This is a genomic window from Vreelandella lionensis, from assembly GCF_002087295.1.
Lineage (GTDB): Bacteria > Pseudomonadota > Gammaproteobacteria > Pseudomonadales > Halomonadaceae > Vreelandella > Vreelandella lionensis.
Window position 1 is genome coordinate 74287 of record NZ_MWVI01000086.1, and the last position, 23663, is coordinate 97949.

Annotated in this window: 24 protein-coding genes and 1 pseudogene; 19 read left to right on the forward strand and 6 right to left on the reverse strand. The window is 55.1% G+C overall.

Annotated elements, in window-relative coordinates; genetic code table 11:
* Nucleotides 1-19: 19 nt before the first annotated feature.
* The 17 genes from B4967_RS12725 (at nt 20) to B4967_RS12800 (ending at nt 16154) form a co-directional block, all read left to right on the forward strand.
* A complete protein-coding gene (locus tag B4967_RS12725) occupies nt 20-463 on the forward strand; it encodes a hypothetical protein (RefSeq protein ID WP_139794503.1) in 444 nt (147 codons plus the stop codon).
* Entirely contained in the window at nt 460-1701 is a 1242-nt protein-coding gene (locus tag B4967_RS12730; protein ID WP_083025569.1) for a hypothetical protein, read from the forward strand. The genes B4967_RS12725 and B4967_RS12730 overlap by 4 nt, the downstream gene beginning before the upstream one ends.
* Before the next feature lie 13 nt (nt 1702-1714).
* Entirely contained in the window at nt 1715-2281 is a 567-nt protein-coding gene (locus B4967_RS12735) for a general secretion pathway protein GspB (RefSeq protein WP_083025571.1), read from the forward strand.
* Entirely contained in the window at nt 2281-2895 is a 615-nt protein-coding gene (locus B4967_RS12740) for a hypothetical protein (RefSeq protein ID WP_083025572.1), read from the forward strand. Before B4967_RS12735 ends, B4967_RS12740 begins: the two co-directional genes overlap by 1 nt.
* A 69-nt stretch (nt 2896-2964) precedes the next feature.
* On the forward strand, nt 2965-3297 hold the full coding sequence (locus B4967_RS12745; RefSeq protein ID WP_083025574.1) for a prepilin-type N-terminal cleavage/methylation domain-containing protein: 333 nt from the start codon (nt 2965-2967) through the stop codon (nt 3295-3297).
* 185 nt (nt 3298-3482) lie between these two features.
* The gene (locus tag B4967_RS12750) at nt 3483-3743 is read left to right on the forward strand and encodes a hypothetical protein (protein WP_083025576.1); all 261 of its coding nucleotides are present in this window, start codon (nt 3483-3485) and stop codon (nt 3741-3743) included.
* 51 nt (nt 3744-3794) lie between these two features.
* Entirely contained in the window at nt 3795-5492 is a 1698-nt protein-coding gene (locus tag B4967_RS12755) for a hypothetical protein (RefSeq protein ID WP_083025577.1), read from the forward strand.
* Nucleotides 5493-5503: 11 nt separating this feature from the next.
* Entirely contained in the window at nt 5504-6415 is a 912-nt protein-coding gene (locus tag B4967_RS12760; RefSeq protein WP_139794504.1) for a tetratricopeptide repeat protein, read from the forward strand.
* The gene (locus tag B4967_RS12765) at nt 6415-6876 is read left to right on the forward strand and encodes an ExeA family protein (RefSeq protein WP_083025580.1); all 462 of its coding nucleotides are present in this window, start codon (nt 6415-6417) and stop codon (nt 6874-6876) included. Before B4967_RS12760 ends, B4967_RS12765 begins: the two co-directional genes overlap by 1 nt.
* Nucleotides 6873-7553 (forward strand): ExeA family protein, encoded by a 681-nt coding sequence (locus B4967_RS17925; protein ID WP_139794505.1) that lies wholly within the window; start codon nt 6873-6875, stop codon nt 7551-7553. Before B4967_RS12765 ends, B4967_RS17925 begins: the two co-directional genes overlap by 4 nt.
* The gene (locus tag B4967_RS12770) at nt 7501-8049 is read left to right on the forward strand and encodes a peptidoglycan-binding domain-containing protein (protein WP_161491520.1); all 549 of its coding nucleotides are present in this window, start codon (nt 7501-7503) and stop codon (nt 8047-8049) included. Before B4967_RS17925 ends, B4967_RS12770 begins: the two co-directional genes overlap by 53 nt.
* The gene (locus B4967_RS12775; protein WP_083025584.1) at nt 8046-9302 is read left to right on the forward strand and encodes a type II secretion system F family protein; all 1257 of its coding nucleotides are present in this window, start codon (nt 8046-8048) and stop codon (nt 9300-9302) included. The genes B4967_RS12770 and B4967_RS12775 overlap by 4 nt, the downstream gene beginning before the upstream one ends.
* A gap of 12 nt (nt 9303-9314) precedes the next feature.
* Nucleotides 9315-11429 (forward strand): hypothetical protein, encoded by a 2115-nt coding sequence (locus tag B4967_RS12780; protein WP_083025585.1) that lies wholly within the window; start codon nt 9315-9317, stop codon nt 11427-11429.
* Nucleotides 11426-12565 (forward strand): type II secretion system protein, encoded by a 1140-nt coding sequence (locus tag B4967_RS12785; protein ID WP_083025587.1) that lies wholly within the window; start codon nt 11426-11428, stop codon nt 12563-12565. Before B4967_RS12780 ends, B4967_RS12785 begins: the two co-directional genes overlap by 4 nt.
* Before the next feature lie 101 nt (nt 12566-12666).
* Nucleotides 12667-13734 (forward strand): hypothetical protein, encoded by a 1068-nt coding sequence (locus B4967_RS12790; protein WP_139794506.1) that lies wholly within the window; start codon nt 12667-12669, stop codon nt 13732-13734.
* Nucleotides 13735-13752: 18 nt separating this feature from the next.
* The gene (locus B4967_RS12795) at nt 13753-14448 is read left to right on the forward strand and encodes a type II secretion system protein (RefSeq protein WP_083025590.1); all 696 of its coding nucleotides are present in this window, start codon (nt 13753-13755) and stop codon (nt 14446-14448) included.
* Nucleotides 14448-16154, forward strand: coding sequence for a GspE/PulE family protein (locus B4967_RS12800; protein WP_161491521.1), 1707 nt, complete (start codon nt 14448-14450; stop codon nt 16152-16154). Before B4967_RS12795 ends, B4967_RS12800 begins: the two co-directional genes overlap by 1 nt.
* Here B4967_RS12800 and B4967_RS12805 read toward each other — a convergent pair.
* From B4967_RS12805 to B4967_RS12830, 6 genes and pseudogenes are all read right to left on the reverse strand, one after another.
* Nucleotides 16149-16862: a response regulator transcription factor gene (locus tag B4967_RS12805; protein WP_083025594.1), complete on the reverse strand. Its 714-nt coding sequence runs from the start codon at nt 16860-16862 to the stop codon at nt 16149-16151. The two genes, B4967_RS12800 and B4967_RS12805, sit on opposite strands and share 6 nt — an antisense overlap.
* A complete protein-coding gene (locus tag B4967_RS12810) occupies nt 16862-18250 on the reverse strand; it encodes a sensor histidine kinase (RefSeq protein WP_161491522.1) in 1389 nt (462 codons plus the stop codon). Before B4967_RS12810 ends, B4967_RS12805 begins: the two co-directional genes overlap by 1 nt.
* A gap of 67 nt (nt 18251-18317) precedes the next feature.
* Nucleotides 18318-18938: pseudogene (locus B4967_RS21395) on the reverse strand (7TMR-DISMED2 domain-containing protein); the annotation flags it as partial.
* Nucleotides 18939-18976: 38 nt separating this feature from the next.
* Nucleotides 18977-19807 (reverse strand): glycosyltransferase family 32 protein, encoded by an 831-nt coding sequence (locus tag B4967_RS12820; RefSeq protein ID WP_083025600.1) that lies wholly within the window; start codon nt 19805-19807, stop codon nt 18977-18979.
* A gap of 49 nt (nt 19808-19856) precedes the next feature.
* A complete protein-coding gene (locus tag B4967_RS12825; RefSeq protein ID WP_243470572.1) occupies nt 19857-20420 on the reverse strand; it encodes a FlgO family outer membrane protein in 564 nt (187 codons plus the stop codon).
* Between the two features lie 5 nt (nt 20421-20425).
* Nucleotides 20426-21163: a hypothetical protein gene (locus tag B4967_RS12830; protein ID WP_422821857.1), complete on the reverse strand. Its 738-nt coding sequence runs from the start codon at nt 21161-21163 to the stop codon at nt 20426-20428.
* A gap of 104 nt (nt 21164-21267) precedes the next feature.
* Between B4967_RS12830 and B4967_RS12835 the strand changes: the two genes are divergently transcribed.
* Nucleotides 21268-22305 (forward strand): OmpA family protein, encoded by a 1038-nt coding sequence (locus B4967_RS12835; RefSeq protein WP_083025603.1) that lies wholly within the window; start codon nt 21268-21270, stop codon nt 22303-22305.
* A gap of 405 nt (nt 22306-22710) precedes the next feature.
* Nucleotides 22711-23658: an HAD-IIB family hydrolase gene (locus tag B4967_RS12840; RefSeq protein WP_083025605.1), complete on the forward strand. Its 948-nt coding sequence runs from the start codon at nt 22711-22713 to the stop codon at nt 23656-23658.
* Nucleotides 23659-23663 lie beyond the last annotated feature (5 nt).

Here is a 23663-nt window from a genome sequence, read left to right on the forward strand (position 1 = left end):
GTGTATCGGAGTGCTTCTGGTGGGTAGCCTTGCATTGCCCTATTTAGTGAAAACGGCATTTAGCTATAAAGCGGCGGCAGACGTGGCACAGCGGCAGTTAGCAGATAACCAGCGCCAGGTAGACCAAGAAGCGGGCGCGCGGGCGCAGCTGGTGCGCTGGCAAGCAGTGCGCGACCAGTGGGGAACGCTGGCAGAGCGTGCCGATGGGCTTGGCTGGCGTACGTCTTTGTGGGATGTACGGTCGATTGAAGTTGACAACAAGCGCTTCTCGCGGCGTGAAGCCGACACATTGATGAGTAGCCTTGAGTCCAGCTCCGATAGCTTCATGCTGCCCAAGTCATTCTCAATAAAACTGGTAAGCGATAGCAGCGGTTCGCTGTATATCGACTCACCGGCTCAGGATCAGGCAGGCTCGATCCAGCTATCCCTCTCCGGTGATTATTACTCGCGGAGAGTGCAATGACCCATCTGCAGTGCCTGTTGGATATGTCGGGGCAGGTGTGGAAAACACACACCGATACGCTGCTAGCGCCGGAGCAGTTTGATGCGCTGCCCGGTCCAGCAGTGGTCATTACCGATTACCAGGCAGCGCCGTTCGGCGTAGAGGCGTTGCCTGCCCATCACCAAAACCTGGCGCCGCTGTTGGAAAAACGACTGCGCGATGCCGGAGATATCGACAGTTTGGCGCGGGTGATTATCCATACCCGCGAGCGGCAGAGAGACCTAGCCCAGGTGTGCTACACCGCTGTGCCGGTGGCGGTGGCGATGCGTTACCGGCGCTGGGACCAACAGCAGAGTGACCATGTACTGCTGTTCCCGCTGCTTGAAGCACTGCTGACATTGGCGCAACGGCAGGGTCTTGAGAGTGGCCTTTTGGCATTTGTCCATGACGATAGTGTGGATGTGCTGATGTTACAGGACGGCCAGGCCATGCAGGCCTCCCGCCAGCGTCTTTATATGCGCGGAGCGGATGACTATATCCGTATCGCTGCGTATATCACCTCATTATTGGACCGTTACGCTGATGCTGGCCGACAACGCGGTTGCTTGCTGGTTGAGCGCCGCACGGACGAAAGTCAGCCGCTAATTGATGCGCTAACGGTGCGTGGTATTCCGGTCACTGAGCCGGTGTTGCCAGCCACCCAGCTGTTTGAGGGCCTGCGCTTAAAACGGGCCGATATCGATGGCATTAGCCGTTTGCACTACCTCTTTCAACAGGCATTGCCCTGGGTGGCGGTGGGCATGGTCGCACTATGCCTGTCTAGCGCGTTCGGGGCCTTGTACTGGCGGCACGAGGCAGGCGCTCTTCAGGCTGAGCTGTACCAAGCGCAGACCCAGAGCGTTGGCAGCACCATTACCGAGATGGGGAGCGCGCTGCGCAGTGCCGATGAGCTGGTGCTTTCCCAGCGTGAACGCGCCGACTTTGTACGCCTTGCTGAGCGTGTTCGCCAAACGCCTGATCCAGCCAGCCTGATTCGGCATTTACGCGAGGCGGTTCCGGCCAGTATTGAGTTGGTTGAGGCGGGCATTGTGTCGGATGACACCGGCGTGCTGATCATCGTTGCGGGCCGCAGTGCCAGTGTGGCTGCGCCCTTCGCGGCAGAAGAGCAGTTCGTGATGGCGCTGAAGCGCCTTGGCTATGAAGTGGTGCGGCGTGAAATTACCAGCGGCCTCGGTAATAGCCTGTTCCGTCTAGCGTAGCCTGGAGCGCACCATGAAGAAGAAATACACCGCTGCTGGGCTGCTAGCCGTTGCCTTGGTCTCCTGCACAATGGCCTACCAGTTTGCGATGGCCGAAGAGCGGGCCGCACAGGCGTGGCGCCCTAGCCAGGATTCGCAGCTTCAGAGCCTTGATGCACGGTTGGGCGAAAAAGTGCGCGAGTTCCTGGAGTTGAACGAGCTGCTAAGCAGGCAGCTTGAAGATGTGAGGCTGCAGCAGGCAGGGCAGCAGGATACCCCCTTGCTGACGGGCAACGCTTTTGTGCCCGAGCCACTTGTACCAGAGCCTGCTATGCCAGAGCCGGTGGAGATAACGCCGGAGGTGGTTGCGCCGCCACCCCCGCCACCAGAGCCTCCTGTCAGGCAGGCACCCTGGTGGAGCCGTTATCAGCTCAGCATGGTGGTGTACTCGGATACCTCCCGCTCAGCGGTAATCAATGGGCGTTATGTGCGCCGTGGCGATGCGGTGACATCCGGCGTGGTGGTTCGTGATATCAGGCCCAACCAGGTGACGTTGGCACGCGGTGGTGAAACAGCACGCTTAACGATTGGAGCTGAATAATGACGTTACGCCGCCTGTTGATATGGAGCATCGCGCTGCTTGGACTGTTGACTGCAGTGCTTTGGTGGGTGGGCCGGCAACCTGCGCCGGTAAGCCCAGCGGCACAAGTGCCCGCTGTGGTAATGCCGCCTTCTTCCTCGCCTGTAGAAGGTGGAGGTGCCTCTACGGATGTTGATGCCCTTTGGCGGCGCTATGAGGCGTTGAACGAAGCCGCTGCGACTGCCTCTGCACCTGTGGAAGGGGAGCAGGGGGGAATGAGTTCATCAGCTGAGCCCCGTTCACCGGAACAGATGCTATCTGAGGCAGCGCAGCAGCGTCAGGCACTGCGCGAGGGCATCCGACAACGCAGTGAGGCGGTCCGGGCCGCGCGTGATGACGCGTTGGCGCAGATTCGGGACCTTGAACCAGACGATGTCGATGGATTGATGGATGTGATTCAAGGCTTCAACCAGCAAATGCGGGAGAACGGGGTAGAGGAGCAGATTGATATCGGTGGGATGCGTCAGCAACGAGTAAGTAGCCAGAGGCTTGCTGAGGTCAGCCAAGCGATGCTGGATGAAGCGCTGAAAGGTGAGAATGGCAAACCCGCAGCGGCTTCAAGAGCTAAGTCGTGAGATGAGTGCATTACAACAAGAGGTGATTGACCTTCATTCGATGCGTTCAAGTGGTGGGCAGGAGCAGCCATGACGGTTGACGCGTACCCCCTCCGCCAGCGTGGGTTCACTCTCTTGGAGCTGGCGCTGGTCTTGGCGCTGCTGGGCGGGATGGCGCTGGTGGCGATGCACTATCGCCCTAATGCGTTGAGCCAGGATGATGCCATTGCCCAGGGTTACCACGACCAGATCGCTGCAGCTCTCTATCGTTATGCTGAGCGCCACTACCGGCTGCCCTGCGCCGATACCAACGGTGATGGTTTTGAAGGTGGCAGCGGAGGTGGCTGCGGGCAGGGGGAGATAACCCATATGGCTGGTGGTGTGCCTTTTCTCACCCTTGGTATGACGAGGCGCAAGGGTTAAGCAAAGCGGTTCGCGAGCGCTTTGTCTATGGTGTCTTTCGCGATAATACCGCTGATACCGACCTAGCGGCATTAGCTGAACGAACTGGTGACCCGCCCGGCAGTGCCGGGTATCTCAGCCTGGATGACCTACGTTACGCCCTGCACAGCCTGGGCCAGCAGGATTTTGATAATGAGCACATCTACGTGACCGGTGATGAACAGCAAGCAGGAGCGGCTGATTGCAGCGGAAACCCTATCACCAACCTAGCATTTTTCGTTGCCTACGCAGGCACAAGAGATGCCGATAGGAATGAGAAACCCTTTGATGGCGAAAATAGCAGCCTCCGTTGGCCTTCGGGCAGCGGGCTCTGTGTATCCGGCCCGCTGACCGCACAAGGGGAGCAGTATGACGATGCCGTTATTGCGGTGGGCTTTGCCGAACTGCTTGGCTATTTAAGCCAATAACTTGCAAAACAACACATTGAGTACGGAATTAGGCGCATCAGGAGCAGCCACATGAACCTTGACCCTCAACTATCTCTTTACCCTAGACGAGGCCTCTGGATAGGTGCCTTGCTGGCTGCGTCAGTAACTGGCTGTGCCGTTGGCCCCTCCAAAATGGATGCCGAAAGGGTTCAAACGGTGGATGACCGTTCGCAGGCGCTATTACAAGAGCGGCTAGTGCAAGAGTCAGAGAAGTTACGCCTTCTGCAAGATGAGCTTAGGCAGAATTTGGAGCAACAGCAGGAAGTGGTGTTGGAGCCAGTGGTTCCCCGCTATAACCCTCTTGATGCTGTGAACGTTACATTACAGGCAGACGATGTTGATGTACGTAACCTGCTCAAGGCGATTGCTGATCAGGCAGGGCTGAACTTGGTGCTGCCTGCTTCGCTGTCGCGCCAGCCGCGCACGCTGTCGCTGTCGCTTAGTTCGGTGCCTGCTAGCCAAGCCTTTGAGGAGATCACTAAGGCGCTAGATCTGGCCGGGCATGTCCGCGATAACATGCTGGTGGTAGAGGAGTTTGAAGAGCGGATTTTCGATATGGATTTCCTGCTTACCATGAGTACGGCTGATTTCAACGCGGGGGGCGATGTATTCGGTGCCGGTAATACCGGTGGCGATGGCGGGTCGGCTTCGGGTGGCGGCTCAGGTAGCAGCGGGCTGCGCAGCAGCTTTTCAATCTCTGGGCGCAATACCAATGATGTGAACCCTTACGAGCAGATTGACCGGATGTTGGCATCGCTGATCGGCGGGCAGGGTAATGGAGAGGGCGGTATGGGGCAGCAAGGGGTGCCGACCTATATGCTGAACCGCTCCACCGGTACGCTGTTTGTTCGTGGGCGCCCATCTCAGCTGGCGGCGGTCGGACGTTTGGTTGAGCACTATAAGTCGGTGTTAAACCGACAGGTGCTGATCGAGGCGCAGATTCTTGATGTCGAACTTAACGACCAGTTCAGCTATGGCGTTGATTGGAGTTTCCTACGTAACCAGGTGGCTTTGTCCTACTCGTCTAACCCGATGGCGCTGGGTGCGATCGACTCATTGGTGCCAGGGGCGGAGAATGCGGGCCGCAGCGTGTTGATTCCGTCTACTGCGCTAGGTACGTCGGGTACGCCATCGCTGGGCCTTGCTCAGTCGGGCAGTAACCACAATATCGGGCTCGACCTGATGAAAACCTTTGGCACGGTGCATATCCTATCTAACCCGTCGATTCGGGTGCGCAACACTCAGCCCGCCGTGGTGAGTGTGGGTAGCAACATGCGTTATATCGCCCAGTCCAGCTCTAATACGCAAAACGGTGGCGGCGGCTTGCTGGCGACCACGTCCAATGTGGTGACGTCTAATGTATTTGATGGCGTGATGCTGGGGGTGATTCCGTTTGTGTCCGAGGATGGTGCTATCCATCTCACCATTAACCCGATGCAAACCTCTGTGCAGGCCTCTTCTATGGAGCTAGTAGAGGTAGGCAGCACGCAGAATCCGCTGAAAATCTCGCTCCCCCGGGTGGACTTCAAGGGTATGACCACATCGTTGTCTCTGAACGACGGTGACATGGTCATTATCGGTGGTCTTATCGGTGAAAGTGGTAACCGTTCAAGGGATGGGGTGCCCGGTATTACGGATGTCCCTCTGTTCGGCAGCGTGCTGGGTGGGCAGTCTGAATCGACCACGGCACGCGAGCTAGTTCTCGTGCTGCGCGTTCAGATTTTGTAAGCCGGATTCCCATGAGCTTAGTTTTCGACGCATTGCGCCAGCATGGCACTCATCCTACGCAAGCTCCCACTCAGTTGGGTAGTGTGGTCACCCCTGGCCAACGTCGATGGCGGAGGGGTTTGGTGGCGGGGTTAGTTTGTGTCACCGTTGCGGGGCTGTTCCTATGGGAACATTTTTATGCGGCAGAGCGTATCGCGCCGCGCAATGTTTCAGCCGCGTTGCCTGTGGAGCCTTCCGCACCTACTGTGTCGTCAGCTCCGCAGGAGGTTGTGGTGGTGGATATTGCTTTGCCAACGCCAACGCCAACGCCAACGCCAACGCCGCCACAAGCACAGGCTCAAGCGCCAGCGCCGTCAGGTGGTTCCCGGCTATCGGGGGATGCCCTGGCACGGCTTGCCGCAACGGCTTCAGTGATAGAAGTAGCAGCCGTTAGCCAGCCAGAGGTGGCGGCAGTTGGCGAGATAGACACGTCAGTGCCCGCTCTTGAGTCTGAGCCCGAGCCTGGGCTTGAGCCTAAACCCGAGGCTGAGCTTTCAATGGTGGTAGAGACTGCGCCTCCGGCTGAGGTAAATCCGGCAGAACTGTTTGCGGCCTTCAATGCGGCGCTGTCGGCGGGCCAACTGCCCCAGGCGGAAGAGGTTATTGAGCGTGCTCGGTCTGCGCTAGGCGAATCGCATCTGATCGTTGCTCGTATGCAGGGCTATTACTGTATGAGGGCAGATTGCCCGGCGCAGGCACGCCAAGCCTACTCCACGATTCTTGCTCGTCTGCCAAGAGATCGCGAAGCGGGCTATAACCTGGCGGTTTTAGACTGGCAGGCTGGGCAACATGCCGAGGCGGCTAAGCGGGTGCGTGCGCTGCTGGCGCAGTACCCAGCAGACGACGCCTTACGCGCACTACAGCGGCAAATGGGAGCGCATTGATGAGTAGCGGATTTCCATTGTCGGCTTACCTGCAGCACTTAGGGTTTACGCGTAACCCGTTTCCGGTAACGCCGGATGAGCACGGCATCTTCTTTTCTGCTCGGTTGGCAGAACAGTTCACTGAGTTGTTGCACTTCATTGAGCAGCGCAAGGGGTTCATGCTTGTAACCGGTGATGTCGGCGTTGGTAAAACGACGCTCTCCCGGGCGCTACTAACGCGTTTGGCCGAGCAGGGGGCGTGTACCGCGCTGGTGTTCAATACGTTTCTTCAAGGTGCCGACCTGTTAAGGGCAATCAACCGTGATTTTGGTGTGACGGCCGCTGGCGATAGCCTAGAGGCACAGCTGCAGGCACTGAATACTTGGTTGCTGCAGCAGCATGAAAAGGGTCGTAACTGTGTATTGATTCTGGATGATGCTCAAGGGTTGGATGTACCCAGCCTTGAGCTGGTAGGTCGTTGAGCAACTTGGAGGCCAGCCAGGCCAAGCTGCTACAAATTGTGATGGTGGCCCAGCCGGAAATTCGCTTGACCCTGGATCGTCATGACATGCGGCAGCTGGCAAGCCGTATTGCACTGCGCCTTGAGCTGACCCCGCTGACGTTGAACGAGTTGGATGTCTATCTGCATCATCGGTTGCAGTGGGCAGGCTGCCCAGAGGTGTTGACCGTTGATCGCAGTGCTTTGCGACGGTTGCATCGCTATAGCATGGGCTATATTCGCCGGGTGCATATCCTGCTTGACCGCTGCCTCTACGGTTTGGTTGCTACGGGCACCACGCGTATTAGCGCTGGGTTAGTGGACACCGCCGCGAAGGAACTGAGCTTAGTGCCAGCCCCCAAGCGCCGCGCTTACCGCTCGCTGGTGATGGGAAGCGTGCTGGTAATGGGTAGCGTTGCGGGGGCTGTGGGGCTGGCGGCGGTGGCCGGCTACCCACTTGACCTGCTCTCGACTCCCTCAACGCCAATAGTGGAAGTACCGCCGCAGCAGGCGGGCATAGACCTGCAAGCGGAGCCTCAAAAAGCTGCGCCTCAGCCTCAGCCTCAGCCCTCAGCCTCAGCAACAAGCAACACCTCAAGAGGCGGTGGTGCAAGCAGTGGTGTCTCAAGAGGCTTTTCAAGAAGCAACTCAAAACGTTAATCAAGAGGCTGCCTCAACTACAGAGCAGCAAGAAGCTGTTCAGGTCGTCGACTTTGCATGGCAGGCCTTTACAGCCACCTATACGCCTCTGCCCCCGGTGGAGGCTCCTCCGCAGCATTGGGCGGATGTGGTTGAGTGGCTGCCAGCACGGAGTGAGGAGCAACCCTGGGTACCGGTGCTGCTGCCGAGCGAATGGGAGCAGGGGTGTAATGACCAGCCGCTTTACCCGCTGAGCGATGGGCGGCTAGCACTGTTTCAATCAGCACTACCCGTGGCGCCCCAACCTTTTGGTGAAGAGGGAGAGCCGTTATTTGCCTTGCAGCTGGCGCTGGTCGAGCGCTTGCTGTTAGCGCCTGAGGCGGTGGATGGTGTGATGGGGCCGCGCACGGCGAATGCACTAGCTCAGTTTCAGAAGCAGAGCGGCCTGCTAGCGAGCGGCCAGCCGGATGCGGAAACCTCCTATCTGCTGAGCTGCCTGGGTGAGGGTGGTTTATGAGCGAAGCTGCCTTTCGCTACGTGTTCTATCGGGTGGTGTCGAACCAAGGCCGCGTGCGTGCTGGGTTGTCGAAACTACCGGTGACCGATTACAGCAATGCTCACCCGTTAGTAGAGCGCCGTGAACAAGCCGTGGTGCTGCAGCTCTATGTGCTACCGGCGCTGATGCTGCCGCTGCTGGACGGCTTGGCTCTTTTTATGCGCCGTAGTATCCCTATCGCGTTGCTGGCGGAGTTTCTGCATAGCCTGGGGCTGATGCTACGCAGTGGCCTGCCGGTCGATATGGCACTTAAAGATTTGCGTGATGATGCTAAACATCCGGCGCTCAAGGCGCTGACAGCAGACCTGCAGAGTGGCGTTAGGGCCGGTAATACGCTCTCTTCAAGGCTCTCATTTTACCCACACTTGGTGCCAGCCACCGTTCGGCACCTTGTCGATATTGGTGAGCGCTCGGGCAACCTCGACCGCGTGCTAATGGATGCCTCCGAACATCTGGGGCGTATTACCGCCCTGCGCCGGGATGTCTCACGCGCTTTGATCTATCCATTTTTCGTCGTACTCACCATCGTGATAGCGGCACTGTTCTGGGTGTACTACGTACTGCCTGATCTGGCCAATATGTTTCGCCAGATGGGAGCCCATCTGCCCCCGTTGACCCAGAGTGTGCTGAGCGCTGTGCACTGGATGCGCGAGCTGCTGGCGGCTTATGGCTACTGGGTGTTAGCAGCTGTTGTGGTGTTACCGATGCTATTGAGCCGGAGCCAGCGGGTTAGGGCCGGGTTTTATTGGCTGGCTTACCACCTTCCGATTAGCCGCACGCTGGTGCGCACGTCCGCCATGGCATTTATCAGCGAATACTTGGCGCTGCTAGTAGCGGCGGGCATCAATCTATTGGATGGACTAGCTATTTTGGAGGCGGCAACCCGCAATGAGGTGTATCGCGATGCGATTCGCCAGGCCCGACAAGGAGTAATGCGCGGTAATACGCTGGCAAGTGGTCTGGAGCGCAGCGGTGTGTTTTCACCGCTGATGATTCGTTTGATCAATGTGGGAGAGCAGAGCGGCAACCTGGATGGCCAGTTGCGTACGTTAGCCGACGAGTACCGGCGGCGGCTTAACCATCTAGTCGCCACCCTTGCCGAGGTCATCAAACCCGCCGTACTGCTTTTGGCTGGCGCGCTGTTCATCTTCGTCGTGGTGGTGTTTTTGCTGCCGGTATACGACCTCATTGCGCAAAGCACACAGCTTCGCTGAATAGGATTCGTGATGCCCCAATTTTCAATGGCTCAAACACGTCATTGCCGCGGCTTTTCGCTGCTGGAGTTACTTGCCTTACTGGCGCTGCTCACAGGGCTGGTGTCGGCACTGCTTTACAAAACCCTTGATGTCAGTGTTCAAGTAACACAGCAAAATACAGAGACAGCGCTGGCAGCAGCCGATGAACAGTTACGCCAGTTCGCCGCTTGGAATGGGCGGTTGCCCTGCCCTGATACTACTGGGAATGGGATTGAAAATTGTAGTGGGGGGGCGCAAAAAGGGAACTTACCCTACCGCACCCTAGGGCTGGCTGCAGTGGGTTATACGGTGGGGGAGCAGGGGAGCCGTGCGATGATTTACGGGGTCTACCGTAATGAGGTCGCAGACGCCGATTTGGCAGCAACTGCCGAGCGCTTCAAACCCACCAATGCCGATGCAACGGCGTATGATCTGGGCAATGAGAATACGCTCGATTTCTGTTCAGCGTTGGAAGACGCCTCAGAGTTGGCGCAGAACGATAACTATCTGCACATCAGTGACACCAACGACACAGCGGTAGCTATGGCCTACATGCTGGCCAGCCCGGGAGCCTCTAATGCTGATAGCGATATTAATGACGATCGCTACGACGGGCTGAACAGCACGAGCAGCACCGGCTTCAATGCCTCGCAAACGCCGGTTTCCGCAAACTACGACGATATTACCCAAGGGCGCGGCCTCGCCGAGCTTTACGAACTGTTGCACTGTGAAATAAGCCAGCGCTCGTTAAACCTGTCGGCCAACGCGATTGCGCTGGAAGAGGAGAACATCGCTTTTGCTGAGTCTAACCAGGAGAGTGCAGACCAGGGGGTATTAATGAATGCCGTGGGTAGTGCGTTGACCGCGTGGTCTATGGGGCAGGCGGTGGCTGGGTTGAGTGGTGCTATTGAGGTTCAGACGATTTCGACCGGTTTGTTAGCAACGGCCACGGCCACCTGCGCGGTACCGCCCTTTGCTGGCTGTGCGCTGGTGCCTGTTTATACGGCGGCCGTCTCTGCCGCTGGCAGTGGTGTTACCTTGTCAGGTATTGCGGTTGGTCTTTCTGGCACTGCCTTGGGTTTACAAATTACCTCTACAGCGCTGTATGACACCATCGCTGATAAGGCGGGAGTACCAGACACTTTTGAAGGTGAGCTGGGGATTACTCAGGACAACGTCAATGATGCACAGGATAAATATGCCCAGGCTAACGTGGGTGCTCAGGAGGCTGAAAGCACCTATCAAAATGAATTAGCACAGTACGAATCAGGGCCAAAGGCAGCTGCTGTTGCCAGCAATAATACGCTAGAAGACGAGATTCGTAAGTTGTCAGGTGATAGCCAAGACAACGCATTTGATGACCTTTACGGGTTCCCGCGTCCAGAAGATCTAGACCCGGAAGATCCACCAGACGAGGCCGATGTCATTATCGGGGTTGAGCCCGTTATTGATGCTTGGCTCAGCACGGCGGCATCGGCAGAGCAAATGGGCAATGTCGATTTAGTGGATGAGGATGGCAACCCATTTACCGATGAAAATGGTAATCCCATTGACCTTGATGCCGACGCAGAGGCTGCAAGAGTGTTTGCCAGCAATCGTATTGCCGAGGTTCGCCAGGGTTTCGAAGCCACTTCCACTTGCATCGATGAACAAGTTTGCCCCTTGGTGACAGCCTTTGATGCGCATGTCGAGGCCTACACGGCGGCGCGAGAAGCCTGGTATGCAGTAGAGGCTCTACGTGCAAAGGCCGACGCGGCGCGTACTGAGGCCGACGGTGCTTATGACGCCTACGGTGCGCTCGACTGTGCCTTTAATTCCAATAGTGATTATGACACTAAGACCAATAGCTGTACTGCTGGTGCGCCCGGCAGCAGTGCAGGGAGCGCTGATCAAGATTTCTGTGATGCTTCAAGCGACGCTTACGATGAGGACTCCTGTGCGGCGTGGCAAGATGCTCAAAATTCCAACCCTGTATGTGAAGAAGGCGGTGAGTACTATGACGCTGACGTAGGTGCCGCTGTGGGAGAAAGGGCCGAGAAGATAACGATGTTCAGCGGTATGGATAACTTGGTGCAGCAACTGGATAGCAAAGGAACCGTACGATGAGTACGCAGCGCCAGACTGGGTTCAGCCTATTGGAAATGACTCTTTCCTTTGCTGTGTTGGGGTTCTTGTTCGCCATGGCTCCTATGGCTTTAAACGTGTTGGGTAGTGCTCAAAGCGCTGCCCCTGCTCTTGACCGTGTCAAGTTGGCCGTGAATGCGACCGTGGGCTTTGTCGTACAGCATGATCGTTTGCCTTGCCCGGATTCCGACGGTAATGGCTTCGAGGATTGTGATGTCCGCAGCGGGCGTTTTCCCTATCGTACCGTTGGCCTTGGCCAGCCATTGATCAATGAAAGTGGCTTTCCGTTTCACTATGCGGCTTATCAGCACACTAACGCCAACTTGGTAGCGCTGCAGGTCAGCTATGAACCCTTATTGTTGAACGGCGCTAATTCACAGCAGAAAAACGCGTTAGATTTTTGCCAAGGGCTCAGGCTTGGTGTATCCGGTGGTTTACAGGCTACCGAACCCCATGTGCAGTCGCATACGGGTGAGCGTGGCATCAATCCAGCTTTTCTGCTCGTTGATCCTGGCCCGCTTGATGCCGACCGGGACGGGCGACCATTTGATGTCCTAAACGCGACCGGGCTGGAGTATGAGTCGGCGGGGCGCGGCCAAAGCGATGAATACGACGACCGGGTAATTGCCATGAGTTTTGCCGAACTGGCCACCCGGCTCGACTGCCCAGCCATCCTTGCACGTGTAAGCGCGGCGACCCGTGAGGCTAACGCGGCCTACGATGCTTGGCGTGCTTATGAGTTCTACTTGACGTTTCGCATATTTGGTGAAGAAGTCCGCGAAACCAATCTGGAAGTCGCCGAACTTAAGCGTTTGATTGCGGAATTCAACTCAGCGGGAAGCATCGCAATGGGCCTTAACGCCATTGCCACAGCGTTGGCCAGTGCCACCGGGGCAAGTGGGGTGGCGGTTGCAGCCATTAATGCGGCAGCGGCGACATTTATGATAGTAGAAGAGCTAAGTAGCACGGCAGAAGAGGTTGATGAGAAAACAGCGGAATTGGCCACAGCCGTGGAACAACGAGAAGCGGCAGAGGTGGCTCGCGATGATGCCAAGGCGTACCGAGACCAGACAGCTCAACTGGCACTAGACCGAGATACGAAGGGGTGGTTCCAATGAATGTAGGGCGCAGGAAGCAGGGTATGACTCTGATTGAGCTTTCCCTGATGCTGATAGTTTTGGGGCTCATAACTGCTGTCATGGTGTCGTTGGTGCCCTCAATGACGCGTCTAGCTAGTGTGGAATCAGCCATTAATGACGTCAGCGATACACAGAATGCTATCGCTGGCTTTGCTCTTACTACCGGCCGACTGCCCTGTGCCGATGCTAATCAGGATGGTTTAGAAGATTGTCCGGCGGTAGCTGGCGGCTTCCCTTATTTGACCGTAGGGATCGGCGCCCCTCTGCGCAACGCTTACGGCTACGACTACCGCTATGTTGTTTATGCTCGCCGCGATAATACGCCAATGAATGATGCTGAGCTGACGAAAGCGAGCGATCGATGGCAGCCTACGCTGGTTTCAGGATTGCCCCCGGTTGCGGAACTGACTGCTATGGAAAGCATAACACCAACGGACCTCTGTCGCGCGCTTGGTGTGGCGCAGGCGAGTACTGTCAATGACCAATCTTTATCGCTGGAATATCTAGCTGCAAGTGAAGTGGTGGCCTATGTGCTGGTGAACCCTGGGCAGGCGGATCGTAACGGTAATGGCTCACTGTTTGACGGAGTGAACACTGACGGACTTAGCGTTGAGCACCCGCTTCGCCGTAGCAGCCGTGATTATGACGATAGTGTTAGCGTGGTGCGCTTTAACCAGCTGTGGGAGCAATTAGGGTGTTCGGCACAACTGGCTACGGCAGGGCACGCGCACCCTAACGTTCAGTCCATGTTGGCGATGTTCCGACAGACCATTCGTGATTATCGCGCTCAGCTAGCGTTGGTCGAAGAGATGGCATTTGCCGATAACTTTCAAACAGGCGCTTCTATTGCTTCGGCATCAGCCTCGGTGGCCGCCGCCGCTGCCATCGCACCTACCGCGACAGCATCAGCCATTAATACTGCAGGTGCTACTGCGGCCGCAGTGGGGGCATCCGTTGGTGCGATTAGCGGCAACACTGCCTTGGTAGGTACGGCGACAGCTGCACAGCTCGTGGCTATCGATAATTTAAATAAAGTGCGCGACCAGTTGGATGAGCTGGACTTACTTATTAAGGACTTGGACGAGTTACATGACAGCGTTGATGACAATGTTGTTGCCGCCGATAACGATGCGCTTTCTGCCCGATAATGGTTGCTAGAGACTTTTATGACGAAAATCACCTTGACTCGCCAACGCGGTTTTACATTGTTGGAAATGTCCATGGCCTTGATTGTGGTGGCGCTGATCATCAGTGCCGTGACCTTGGGCAGTAACTTGCAGCGCAATACCGTCTACCAGCATATGGCGACCAGCTTTGTGCGGGGTTGGCAGTTGGCATTTCTTAGCCATGTAGACCGTGTGGGCGTTGCGCCTGGCGATAATCAAACAACACCGACCGGTAAGGTGAATGGTGCAGATGATAGCGAGTTGTGCAATCTGGATTTGCGCAATGCCATGTACGCGGCAGGTGTGACGATGCCTCAGGGGCGTTCGGAAGGCTACGAGACCCACTACGGCTATTTGGATAGTAATGGCAACCCGCAAGATGTCAGCGCTTGTTTTCTCAATACCGAGTGGAGCGTGCCGGGCAGTAGTGCGGGGAGCTATGTAGTACAACGCAAGAATGTGTTGGTATTAGAGGGTTTGACGCCAGACTTAGCGCGTATGCTGGATAGCCTAGTGGACGGCAATGCCGATGCACGGTTTGGTAGCTTTCGTGAGGAGAGTCAGGCGGCGCTTACAACCACTAGCAGTGAGGAGTGGAGCCTGGAAAGCGGAGTGGCTTATGGTAGTGCCACTGCCACTAATCTCGACGAATCCCAGATAGCTACATTAACGGCTTACTATTTGATGGATCGATGATGGATATAGTCGCTTCTATCTCCCAGCGAACGGATGCCCCAGAGCTAGGCGATACCCTTTTACGCCTGGGCATTCTTGAGCCTATTCAGCTGGCTTATGCGCGGCAAAAACAGGCTGTGACCGGTGAATCACTCAATCAGATACTGGTTCGCCTGGGCTTGGTGGCCGACAGCGATTTGGCGCGTGTGCTCGCTGAGTATCACGGCTTGCCTTATATCAGCCAGGAGGAGTGGCCTACCCCAGACCCGGAAGTGCTCCAGTTATTTACCCGAGAGGCGTGCTTAGCTCACGGCGTGTTGCCGCTGCGTATTGCGGCAGGGCAGCTAGAAGCCGTATTGGGTAATGCTGACCCTGAGCGCGCTGCGAGCTTAATTCAGCGCCGTACTGGCTTAACGCCCAACCTGAGGCAGGGAGACTTTGTCGCCGTGGCGCGGCGTATTGAGTCAGCCTATTCACTGCGGCAGCGTTCAGCGCTCTCTGCTTTCGAGCGTGAATATTGCCAGCTGCGCCAGGATACGCAGGGCTCATTTCCCATTGATGAGTTGATCAATCAACTACTGGTGTTGGCGGTAAGCGAGCGGGCAACGGATATTCATTTGCAGCCAGAGCCGCAGTCATTGCATATGGCGTTTCGTATTGATGGCGTACTGGTCCCTATCATGGCGCTTGACCGGGAGCTGATGCGGCTGGTGCCGGCAATTAAGGTTATCTCGGCAATGGATATCTCGGACAACCTAAGGCCCCAGGATGGTCGCTTCTCGGTCACCCTGGATAATCAGGCCTATGATGTTCGTGTTTCCACTAGCATCACGCCTCAGGGGGAGAGCGTTGTTTTGCGCCTGTTACCCACGGGGGTGTCGGTAGCCGGGCTAGAAGAGTTGGGATTTGCACCGGAGCATCTTGAGTGTCTCCAAGGCTTGTTTCAGCAGCCGCACGGTATCTTCCTGATGACCGGGCCTACTGGCTCGGGGAAAACGACCACTCTACATGCCGGGCTACGGCCGCTGGGGATGACGGGCAAAAGTATCCTGACCGTGGAAGACCCGATTGAGTATGAGCTGCCGGTGGCCTCGCAGACCCAGGTAAACCGCAAGGCGAATTATACCTTTGATACTGCGATTCGCCATTTTCTGCGCCATGACCCGGATATTATGTTGGTAGGTGAAATTCGTGACGGGGAAACGGCAGAAGCTGCGATCCGTGCGGCGGAAACCGGGCATTTGGTGCTCTCTACGCTGCATGTGAATAGTGTTTCTGGCGTAGTTGGCCGTTTGATGGCGCTTGGGATTACCCCGCAGGCCTTGGCTGAAACGCTTATTGGCTGTATCAATCAGCGCTTGGCGCGCTGCCTATGTTCGCACTGTAAGGAGCCGGTGGCGACGCCGGAGCATATCCCGTCAGGGTTTGAGTCTCTGTTGTTGGAGGTTCAGCACTTTCGAGCGGTGGGTTGCGAGCATTGCCGACAGACTGGTTACCATGGGCGGGTGCCTGTCTATGAAATGCTGATTGTTGATGCGCCATTGGCGCGATGGGTGGAGGAAAGAGGAATGCGTGCTGAGCTGGCAGGGCTGCTCACATCCAGTAACCATGTCTCTATCTGGGAGACAGGCGCACGCCTTGTGCGCGAGGGGCTGACAACGGTTGATGAGCTGATGCGCGTTTTGGGTAGCCGGGATGTGCTCGTTCCAGCGATGCGCTCGTTATGATTCCACGACAAAGGCGATGCCTTTGCCAAATACGGAGCGCAGGGGCAACGTCATGCCCTGTTTTCGGGCTTTTTGCCGTAGGCGGCTGAGGATAACGTCAATACGATGGACATCAGGCTCCTCGGCATAGTCAAACAGCAGGTCGTGGAGTACCCAGCGGTCAAATATTTGGTTGGAAGACTCCACCAGTACTTTGAGTAAGTCGAATTCCTTTGGCGTTAGCTTTATAGCAGTCTCGTCGGGAGCCACCAATTGAGAGGATGCCGGTTCAAGATACCAAGCGCCCGTTTGATTAAGTTGGCAGGTGGGCGTAGGGCTAACGTTTTGGGTGGTTTGCAGCCGTTGGCCAAGCTGTATCAGCGCATCGCTTAGTTGCACAAAGTTAATAGGCTTTACTAAGAAAAGGTCCGCCCCCAGGTCAAGGCCACGTAACCGCTCGTGCTTTTCACCGCGAGCGGTGATGATAACCAGCCCGTAGTTGGACAGTTGACGCAGGTGCTCGACGACGCTGAAACCATCCTCTTCTGGCAGCCCCAGGTCTATCAGAACAATATCGACAGGGTGAAAATGCAGCTTTTTCCAAAAGGCTTCAGCGCTGGGGACGCCCCACACAGGAAACCCTTTGTGCTGCAGGTAGAACTCTACTTCTTCTCGTAGGTCTTCGTTATCCTCAATAATGGCGATGCTTGGAGTGCTGGGGTTTTTCATTAAGCTTCCTGACTATTCTTTGGTTGTACAGGCAGTGTAAAGATAAACCGACAGGCAGACGAGGTATTCTCCGCTAGCGTTAATTCCCCTCCATGGGCTCGTACAATTTGACGGCTTACGTGGAGCCCTAGACCGACGCCACGTGATGAATCACTCGGGACTGCTCGGCGGTAACGCTCAAAGATCATGCCCGCTCGGTCAGGAGGAATTCCTGTGCCTTGGTCGCGTATACTGATCGCCCAATGATCCTGTTGACGGGATAAATCAATATGGATAGTGCCGCCGGGTGAGTACTTGACGGCATTATCAATGACGTTAGAGAGTGCAATACGCATTAAGGCCGAGTCAATCGCAAGCGTGCTTGCCGTTTCTGCCTCAGGGTGTGTGTATGCGTTGATCGCCTGCTTTTCCTGCGTCAGTTTCCAGCTATGATGGTCCGATAGAGGAATCAAAGAAGCCGCCGAGGTAATCAGTGCTAGCAACGAGTGTGGGTGGCGCTCAATACTCAGCTGGCTTGCTGACAGTCGAGCATCAGAGAGGCAGTTGTGGGTTAGCTGGACAAGCCGCTCTGTGGCCCGTTCGATTTTTTCATAACGCCGGGTTACCTGATGGTTGTTGCCAGAGCTGACTTGGCGAAGGTTGGCCAAACTGGCGGTAATAATGGCTAACGGCGTGCGGGATTCATGGGCGACTATCCCCATAAACTGACGTTGATGCGCCCTGGCTTCTCTCTCAAAGTGTAACTCTTCAGCCATTTTTTTTTTATTAAAGGCTTTGATACGCTGTCTATACACTTGGAAAACGACTGTTCCAACCACTAAAAGCATATTGATAATAAGGCCGTATTGCCATATTACATAGATGGATGAGTGGTAAGGCAGCCAGTGAAGCATCGACATAAGCCCGGAGAGGCTAACCAGCATAAGTAATAGCGGGCTAATTCCTAGAATTAAATTTGCAAGTTGAAATTTTTCTTTCCACCAGATGTAGAGACAAGCAATCAGGAAGATAATGCCAGTGAAAAGGTAGATGATAGCCTGTAAATAAATGGCTTCTTGATAAAGGTTTAACGGTACGCAAATTATCAGCAAGAGGGTGAACAATGCCGTGCCGGCCATTAGCTTGTGAGCCCAAGGGATTTTCTCCTTAAACTGCATAACCTCAGTGCTCATCCATAATAGGGCGGCATAAGAGGTTAAAGTAAATATACTGGTCAAATAATGCTGTAATGTCAGGCCGATACTAGGTACTACCCAGGCCACATAACCTTGAACACAAGCAACTAGCCCATAGCCACTGGATACCGCAGTAATAGACCAAAGCCTTTTGCTGCGTAGCAGGGCCGCTAATGTTAAGGCTAACAGGCTGGCAATAGCGGCAATACCCAAGTAAAAAGGCCCAAAAGCTAGTGGTACGTGCTGCATGTTGCAAGAAGAGATGTGGCTCCCAGAGTTCTAAGTCTAGTAACAGAGCGCTGGTAGTAGCAGCTCGCAACATCACCTCATAGCCCTTAACGCTATCTGGCGGCGGGGGAAGCCTAAACACCGGAAAGCGATAGTCAATATCGCCTCTTTTACCTTCCCAAGTGTCTCCGGTGCGTTTTTCTACCCAGGGCTCTTGGCTGCCTTCTGGTCGATAAAAGAAACGGATGTCATCAATAAAATTTGGGGCTAGTACAAGCCAACGCTCATTACCCGCAAAAAAATGAGCAGGTAGTTTAAAGTGTAGCCAGTGTGGTATGTGGGTATAGCCACGTGAGAAGAGCGCGGTATGTGTTTCTTCTCTGTGGCTTAGCTGTGCATACGCTTGACCCAGCGTTTGTTGCAAGGAATTATCTGGCATCACGGCATAGGGTATATCTTTTCCTAATGCCAGAGGAGAGGCGAAGGCATTAATGGGAAGTAATAAAGTAAGCGCTAGAAGTAGCCACCGTATTGCCTGACGTGGAGGCAATAATTTTGTGAACAGGTTGGTCAAAGGGAAGATCCACATTCTGTCTGCTACTTTTAGTGCTGTAGAGAATGAGTGCTGATTTTTAGCAGCTACTAGTAAGCAATTATTTGCAATGTGGGGCATATTATTAAAAGGGAAAATGATAGCCCCATGTTTTGGAGTTAGCTTGTTTTGTCAGGTGTATCGTCCGCAGAACCAGGCGCTACAACCGCAACGGTTTTTTGCTCCCGCGTCCATTTGCCCGCTTTTTTATCAATGTACTGAAAGTGCTCGTTAGTAAAGCTGCCCTGGTTACAGGCGTGGCGGTAAGACACGGTAGGCACGTTGGCGTGGGTTAGCCACTGGATAAATACCCCAGGCCCGGTAATGTCGAACACATTAGTCAACTCATTCTGCTTAATATTGACGCTAATTTGCTCAATGAGCAGCGCCAGATTAGGGTTGTTGGGTTTACTGACAATAAAGTAGTTACTTAGCTCGCCCTTACGGGTAGTAACATAAAGCTCGTCAATATCGTTAGGTATCACGCTGCCAAGTGGCCAAATGGCGTGGGCATCGATATCCAGGTAGACCCCGCCATGCTTTTGCAGTACCAGCAAGCGCCAAAAATCCGCCTGGGCGGCACCAATTTGCAGCCGGGAGTACTGCTGATTGATATCTTTGTTGTAGTGTTCGGCAATAAATGCTTTTCGGGCTTCGGTAATCATAAACCGATACTCAAAGCGCGGGGCCATCAGGCGGTTGAACAGGTAGTTGAGATAAACCGGCAGGGTGACTTTATTGGTAAAGTTGGTTTGCCAAATAATACGTGGAACTACCGAATCATTTTTAGGCGCTAACCAGGGCGCGGCGCGCTCTGGCAGCGTGAAGCGCTTGTTGGGAACAATAGCGTGAAAGACATAGCTCAGTAACTTGGTAATGTTAGCAAATAGCTTAATAAAACGGCTAACAACCACTATCAGCGTTTTGTTGGTGGCAGGCCTTGTAGGCATGAGAATCCTTTTAAATCAGTTCCGTGCGTAACGGTTAAGCGAAGGGGCGTTACCAGCCTCCTTGGCCTTCCAGTAGGCTACGTATGTTATTGTCGAGCGGTAGCTGGAAATCTGCGCTACCCAATACCATGGCATCGCCAGCGCGAACTACCCGTGCGCTCACATAGAGGTAATCCTGCCCTTGGGCATAAGTTCCCATCAAAATCGAGCGGGCGTTGTGCTGGGCGCTAAGACGTTGAACCTGGCGGGAGAGAATAAGTTCACCCACGCTCTCTTCAATAAACATGCTGTCACGCATTTTGACTTCGCGAACCTGCATGCCTTGCTGTGCCAAAGCGGACGCCATGGTCTCCGAGCTAATACGGCCAAAAGTAGAGGATTGGCTTAGGTTATCGATGCTGACAAAGGTAGCGGCAATCATGGGGCTGTAGCGGGTCAGGTCTGGGTTGTTCGCCACCATCTGCTGCGCTGCCTGATGGGCAAGCTGAGAAAGATCAGGTTTAGGCTCTTCCGGTTGGGCATTATTGCCTAGCGTCGAGCAGCCTGTTAGCACCAGCATAGCGAACAGCAGCATCATTACGCGAATAGGAGCGCACAGAGATCGTAAAGACATAAACATTACCAAGTGTCGGTGATAGAAACTGTGGGTGTGGTGGGTGCTTGGGGAACCCGGTGCGGCGCGTAGTGACGGCGGTCACCTGCATTAATGTAATAGATATTGGAGGAGGAGTAGAGGATTCGTTCGCCGTCTAAAATTTGGGTGGTAATAATCACTTCTTCATTGCCGGTATGCGTCCAGCTGCCGCTGGTAATATCGGCAGCAATCGCGCCAGGGATAAGGCCCAGGGCTGGCTCTCTCCACTGATTATCAGGGATGGTGGCCACAGCAATGCCAGCGGTTAAGGCGGTGAATGCACCCACGGGCGGGCGTATAAAGCCACGATCTCTATGCGTCACAACTTCAACACCGACATGAATGTTGGCGGTATTCGCTGTGGGAACGGTCATAAATGTCGCGCCGTGTGATACTAGCTCGCTGGTGAGCAAAGTACGAAAGCCCCGACCAAACTCGCCGCCACTATAGGCAGAGGCGCTGCTTTCTTCTGCGGGGGTGATGTAAAAATCACGAAAACGCACGCGTTCGCGCTGTAGAATTTGGGTAGCTTCATGGCGTGCGAGTACATCCCAGTGATGGGCCGCCTGCATGCGCTGCTGTTCCGTGTAAGGGTAAGTGGTGGCGATAGGTGCCTGTGATGTGTTGGCGTAAAAACAACGACTCAGCATCAGGCTGGCCATTCCCAGGCCAACGGGGCGTAAAAAGTGGACAATGGGGAATGACGTGGGAAGAATGCGCACCTGATAGTTCCTTATCGCTACTAAACAGCTATTTGATAGACTAGTTTGCCATGCTTAGCTTAGATCGGCCACGAGGTTAGAAACTTGAATGAGTGATAACACCCATGCTTGAAGACCACCGCAGCGGCCCACGCCATGATTCGCTGTTGTCTGCGTACCCCGAAGACGAGAGCAATAGCGGCTGGATGATTAGCTACATCGACATTATGACGCTGTTGGTGGCACTGTTTGTGATTATTATCGCCGCAGCTGGGGTGACAAGCCCGGAGTGGTCATCTGCGGATAACCAGGTTGAGCCTGATAACCTCATTGCGCCACCGCTGGAAGTGCCGCTGCCCGACGTGTTGGATGAATTTCGTTCACAACGTAGCCCGATGTTGGCATCCGCCCCTGGAACGCTAAATCCGATGGCGATTAGTGCCGCGCTGGGTGTGGCAGGTTTACCCACCCGTTCTTTCTCCACCTTTAGCGTGCCGCCGCTATTAGCACGCCCCGAGCCAGCAGAGCTAACGTCGGCCGATGAGCTACCGTTCGTTAAGACGCTGTCTGAACGCCTGACACCTATACTTCCTACTCCTTTGGTGCGCGTAGAAGAAGAGGTGGCCGCTTCGCCCATGGCAGATTATATGGTGCTGCTGACGGATCGCCCCCCGGTTAATGTTCAGGAAATCAGCGATGAGGCCATCAGCAGCGCCCTAGCGCTGGACACAAGCCTGCCTGAGCGCGTTGAAACGTCAGCGTATCTGCCAAATTTAGAGGGCGTAGAGGTCTCCCGTGTGGCGGAGGGTATTAGCTTGCGGGTGCAAGATAGGCTGCTGTTCCCTTCTGCTACGGCGGAGCTTACCGAAGGCGGCTCATCGTTGGTGGGTAGCCTGCTGGAAACCATTCAGCGCTACGATGGTGAAGTATGGGTAGAGGGGCACTCCGATAGCCAAACCATTAACACGCCGGAGTTTTCATCTAACTGGGCGCTTTCAAGCGCCCGTGCTATCGCCATTGTAGAAGCCTTGGAGGAGGCGGGTGTGGCCTCTGAGCGTTTACGGGCAGTGGGCCTAGCGGCGACCCAGCCGTTAGAAGATAACAGCACGGAAGAAGGGCGTGCCCGTAACCGCCGGGTGGAAGTGGTCATCCATGTGGAGTAGGGCGCACTAGCCAAAGGGTAAGCACAATAAAAAAAGCCCGCCGGGGGTGGCGGGCATTAAAGGGCTTGGCTCACTGCAGCCCACTGACATCAGGTGAGGGGGTGTACATGGATGTCAGTGAGTACAATATGAGTATAGCTATTTATGAGATTTTGCCAAGCGCTTGTGCAATTTTTTGTAGGCTTTTAGGCCGACATCTTAAATGAAAAAATTAGTTCACCTTTTTTGCACCTATTTGGTGCTTTTCTGATGCGCTTTTTTGGTGCTCAAGCCTTCAGCGCCCTTTCTTTGATTTTAAGTATTTGATTTATATTAGATGAACTTCATTGGCATACATTCTGCTTTATTGCTTATCTGAAAGAGACGACTGCGTAACGGCTTTTAAGATTGCAATAAGGTGGTGCCATGACCGAACAGACTCGCACTGCACATACTCAGGCTGAGTTGCCTGATATAGCGCTGTCGCCCGATAGTGCTGCCCCAGCGCTTCAACCGCGCTTGGTGGTCACTGACCTAGACGGTTCCTTGCTAGACCACCACAGCTATGACTTCTCACCGGCAGCGCCTTGGCTGGCGCGTCTAAAACAGCAGGGCGTGCCCGTTATACCGGTCACTAGTAAAACCCGTGCCGAACTTATTTCCCTGCGTGAAGCGCTAGGCCTGACAGCTACCCCATTTGTGGCGGAAAACGGCGCTGTGATTGGCCTGCCACCGGGCTGGTGTCACGCACGGCTAGACCGCCCAGGTAGTGGCCTGGATGGCGTGGTGGTTAAACACACTGGAGTAGATGTGGGCTTTATCCGGGCACGGCTTAACGTCTGGCGCAAACGACTAGGTGTTCGTTATACCCGTATGAGTGAGCTGGATATTACCCAAGTCATGGCGCTTACCGGTTTAGATGAACCCCGTGCCAAGGCTGCCCGAAAGCGTGAAGGCAGCGAGCCGCTTATCTGGGAAGACGACGAGGCCGCGCTGGCAAACTTTCGCTTAGCGCTTGAGGGCGATGGGTTGACGCTGACGCAAGGCGGGCGCTTTTGGCACGTAATGGGTAAGGCCTCGGATAAAGGCAGTGCCGTTGACTGGCTTGTTAAACGATTTACCGCTTTACGGGGTCGTGCGCCGCTCTCATTAGGGCTAGGCGATGGCCCCAATGATATTTCCATGCTCGATGCCGTCGATCAGGCCGTCGTGATTAAAGGCTGCCACGACTTAACCGTCACACCCACGAACACAGCGCTTTATCGCACTAAGGAAACTGGACCAACAGGCTGGGCCGAGGGGGTGGCCCACTGGTGGGGGCGAGACGACCGCCGACTAGCGGCGGTACTCAGCCAACAACCAGAAACGGCCTAACCCAA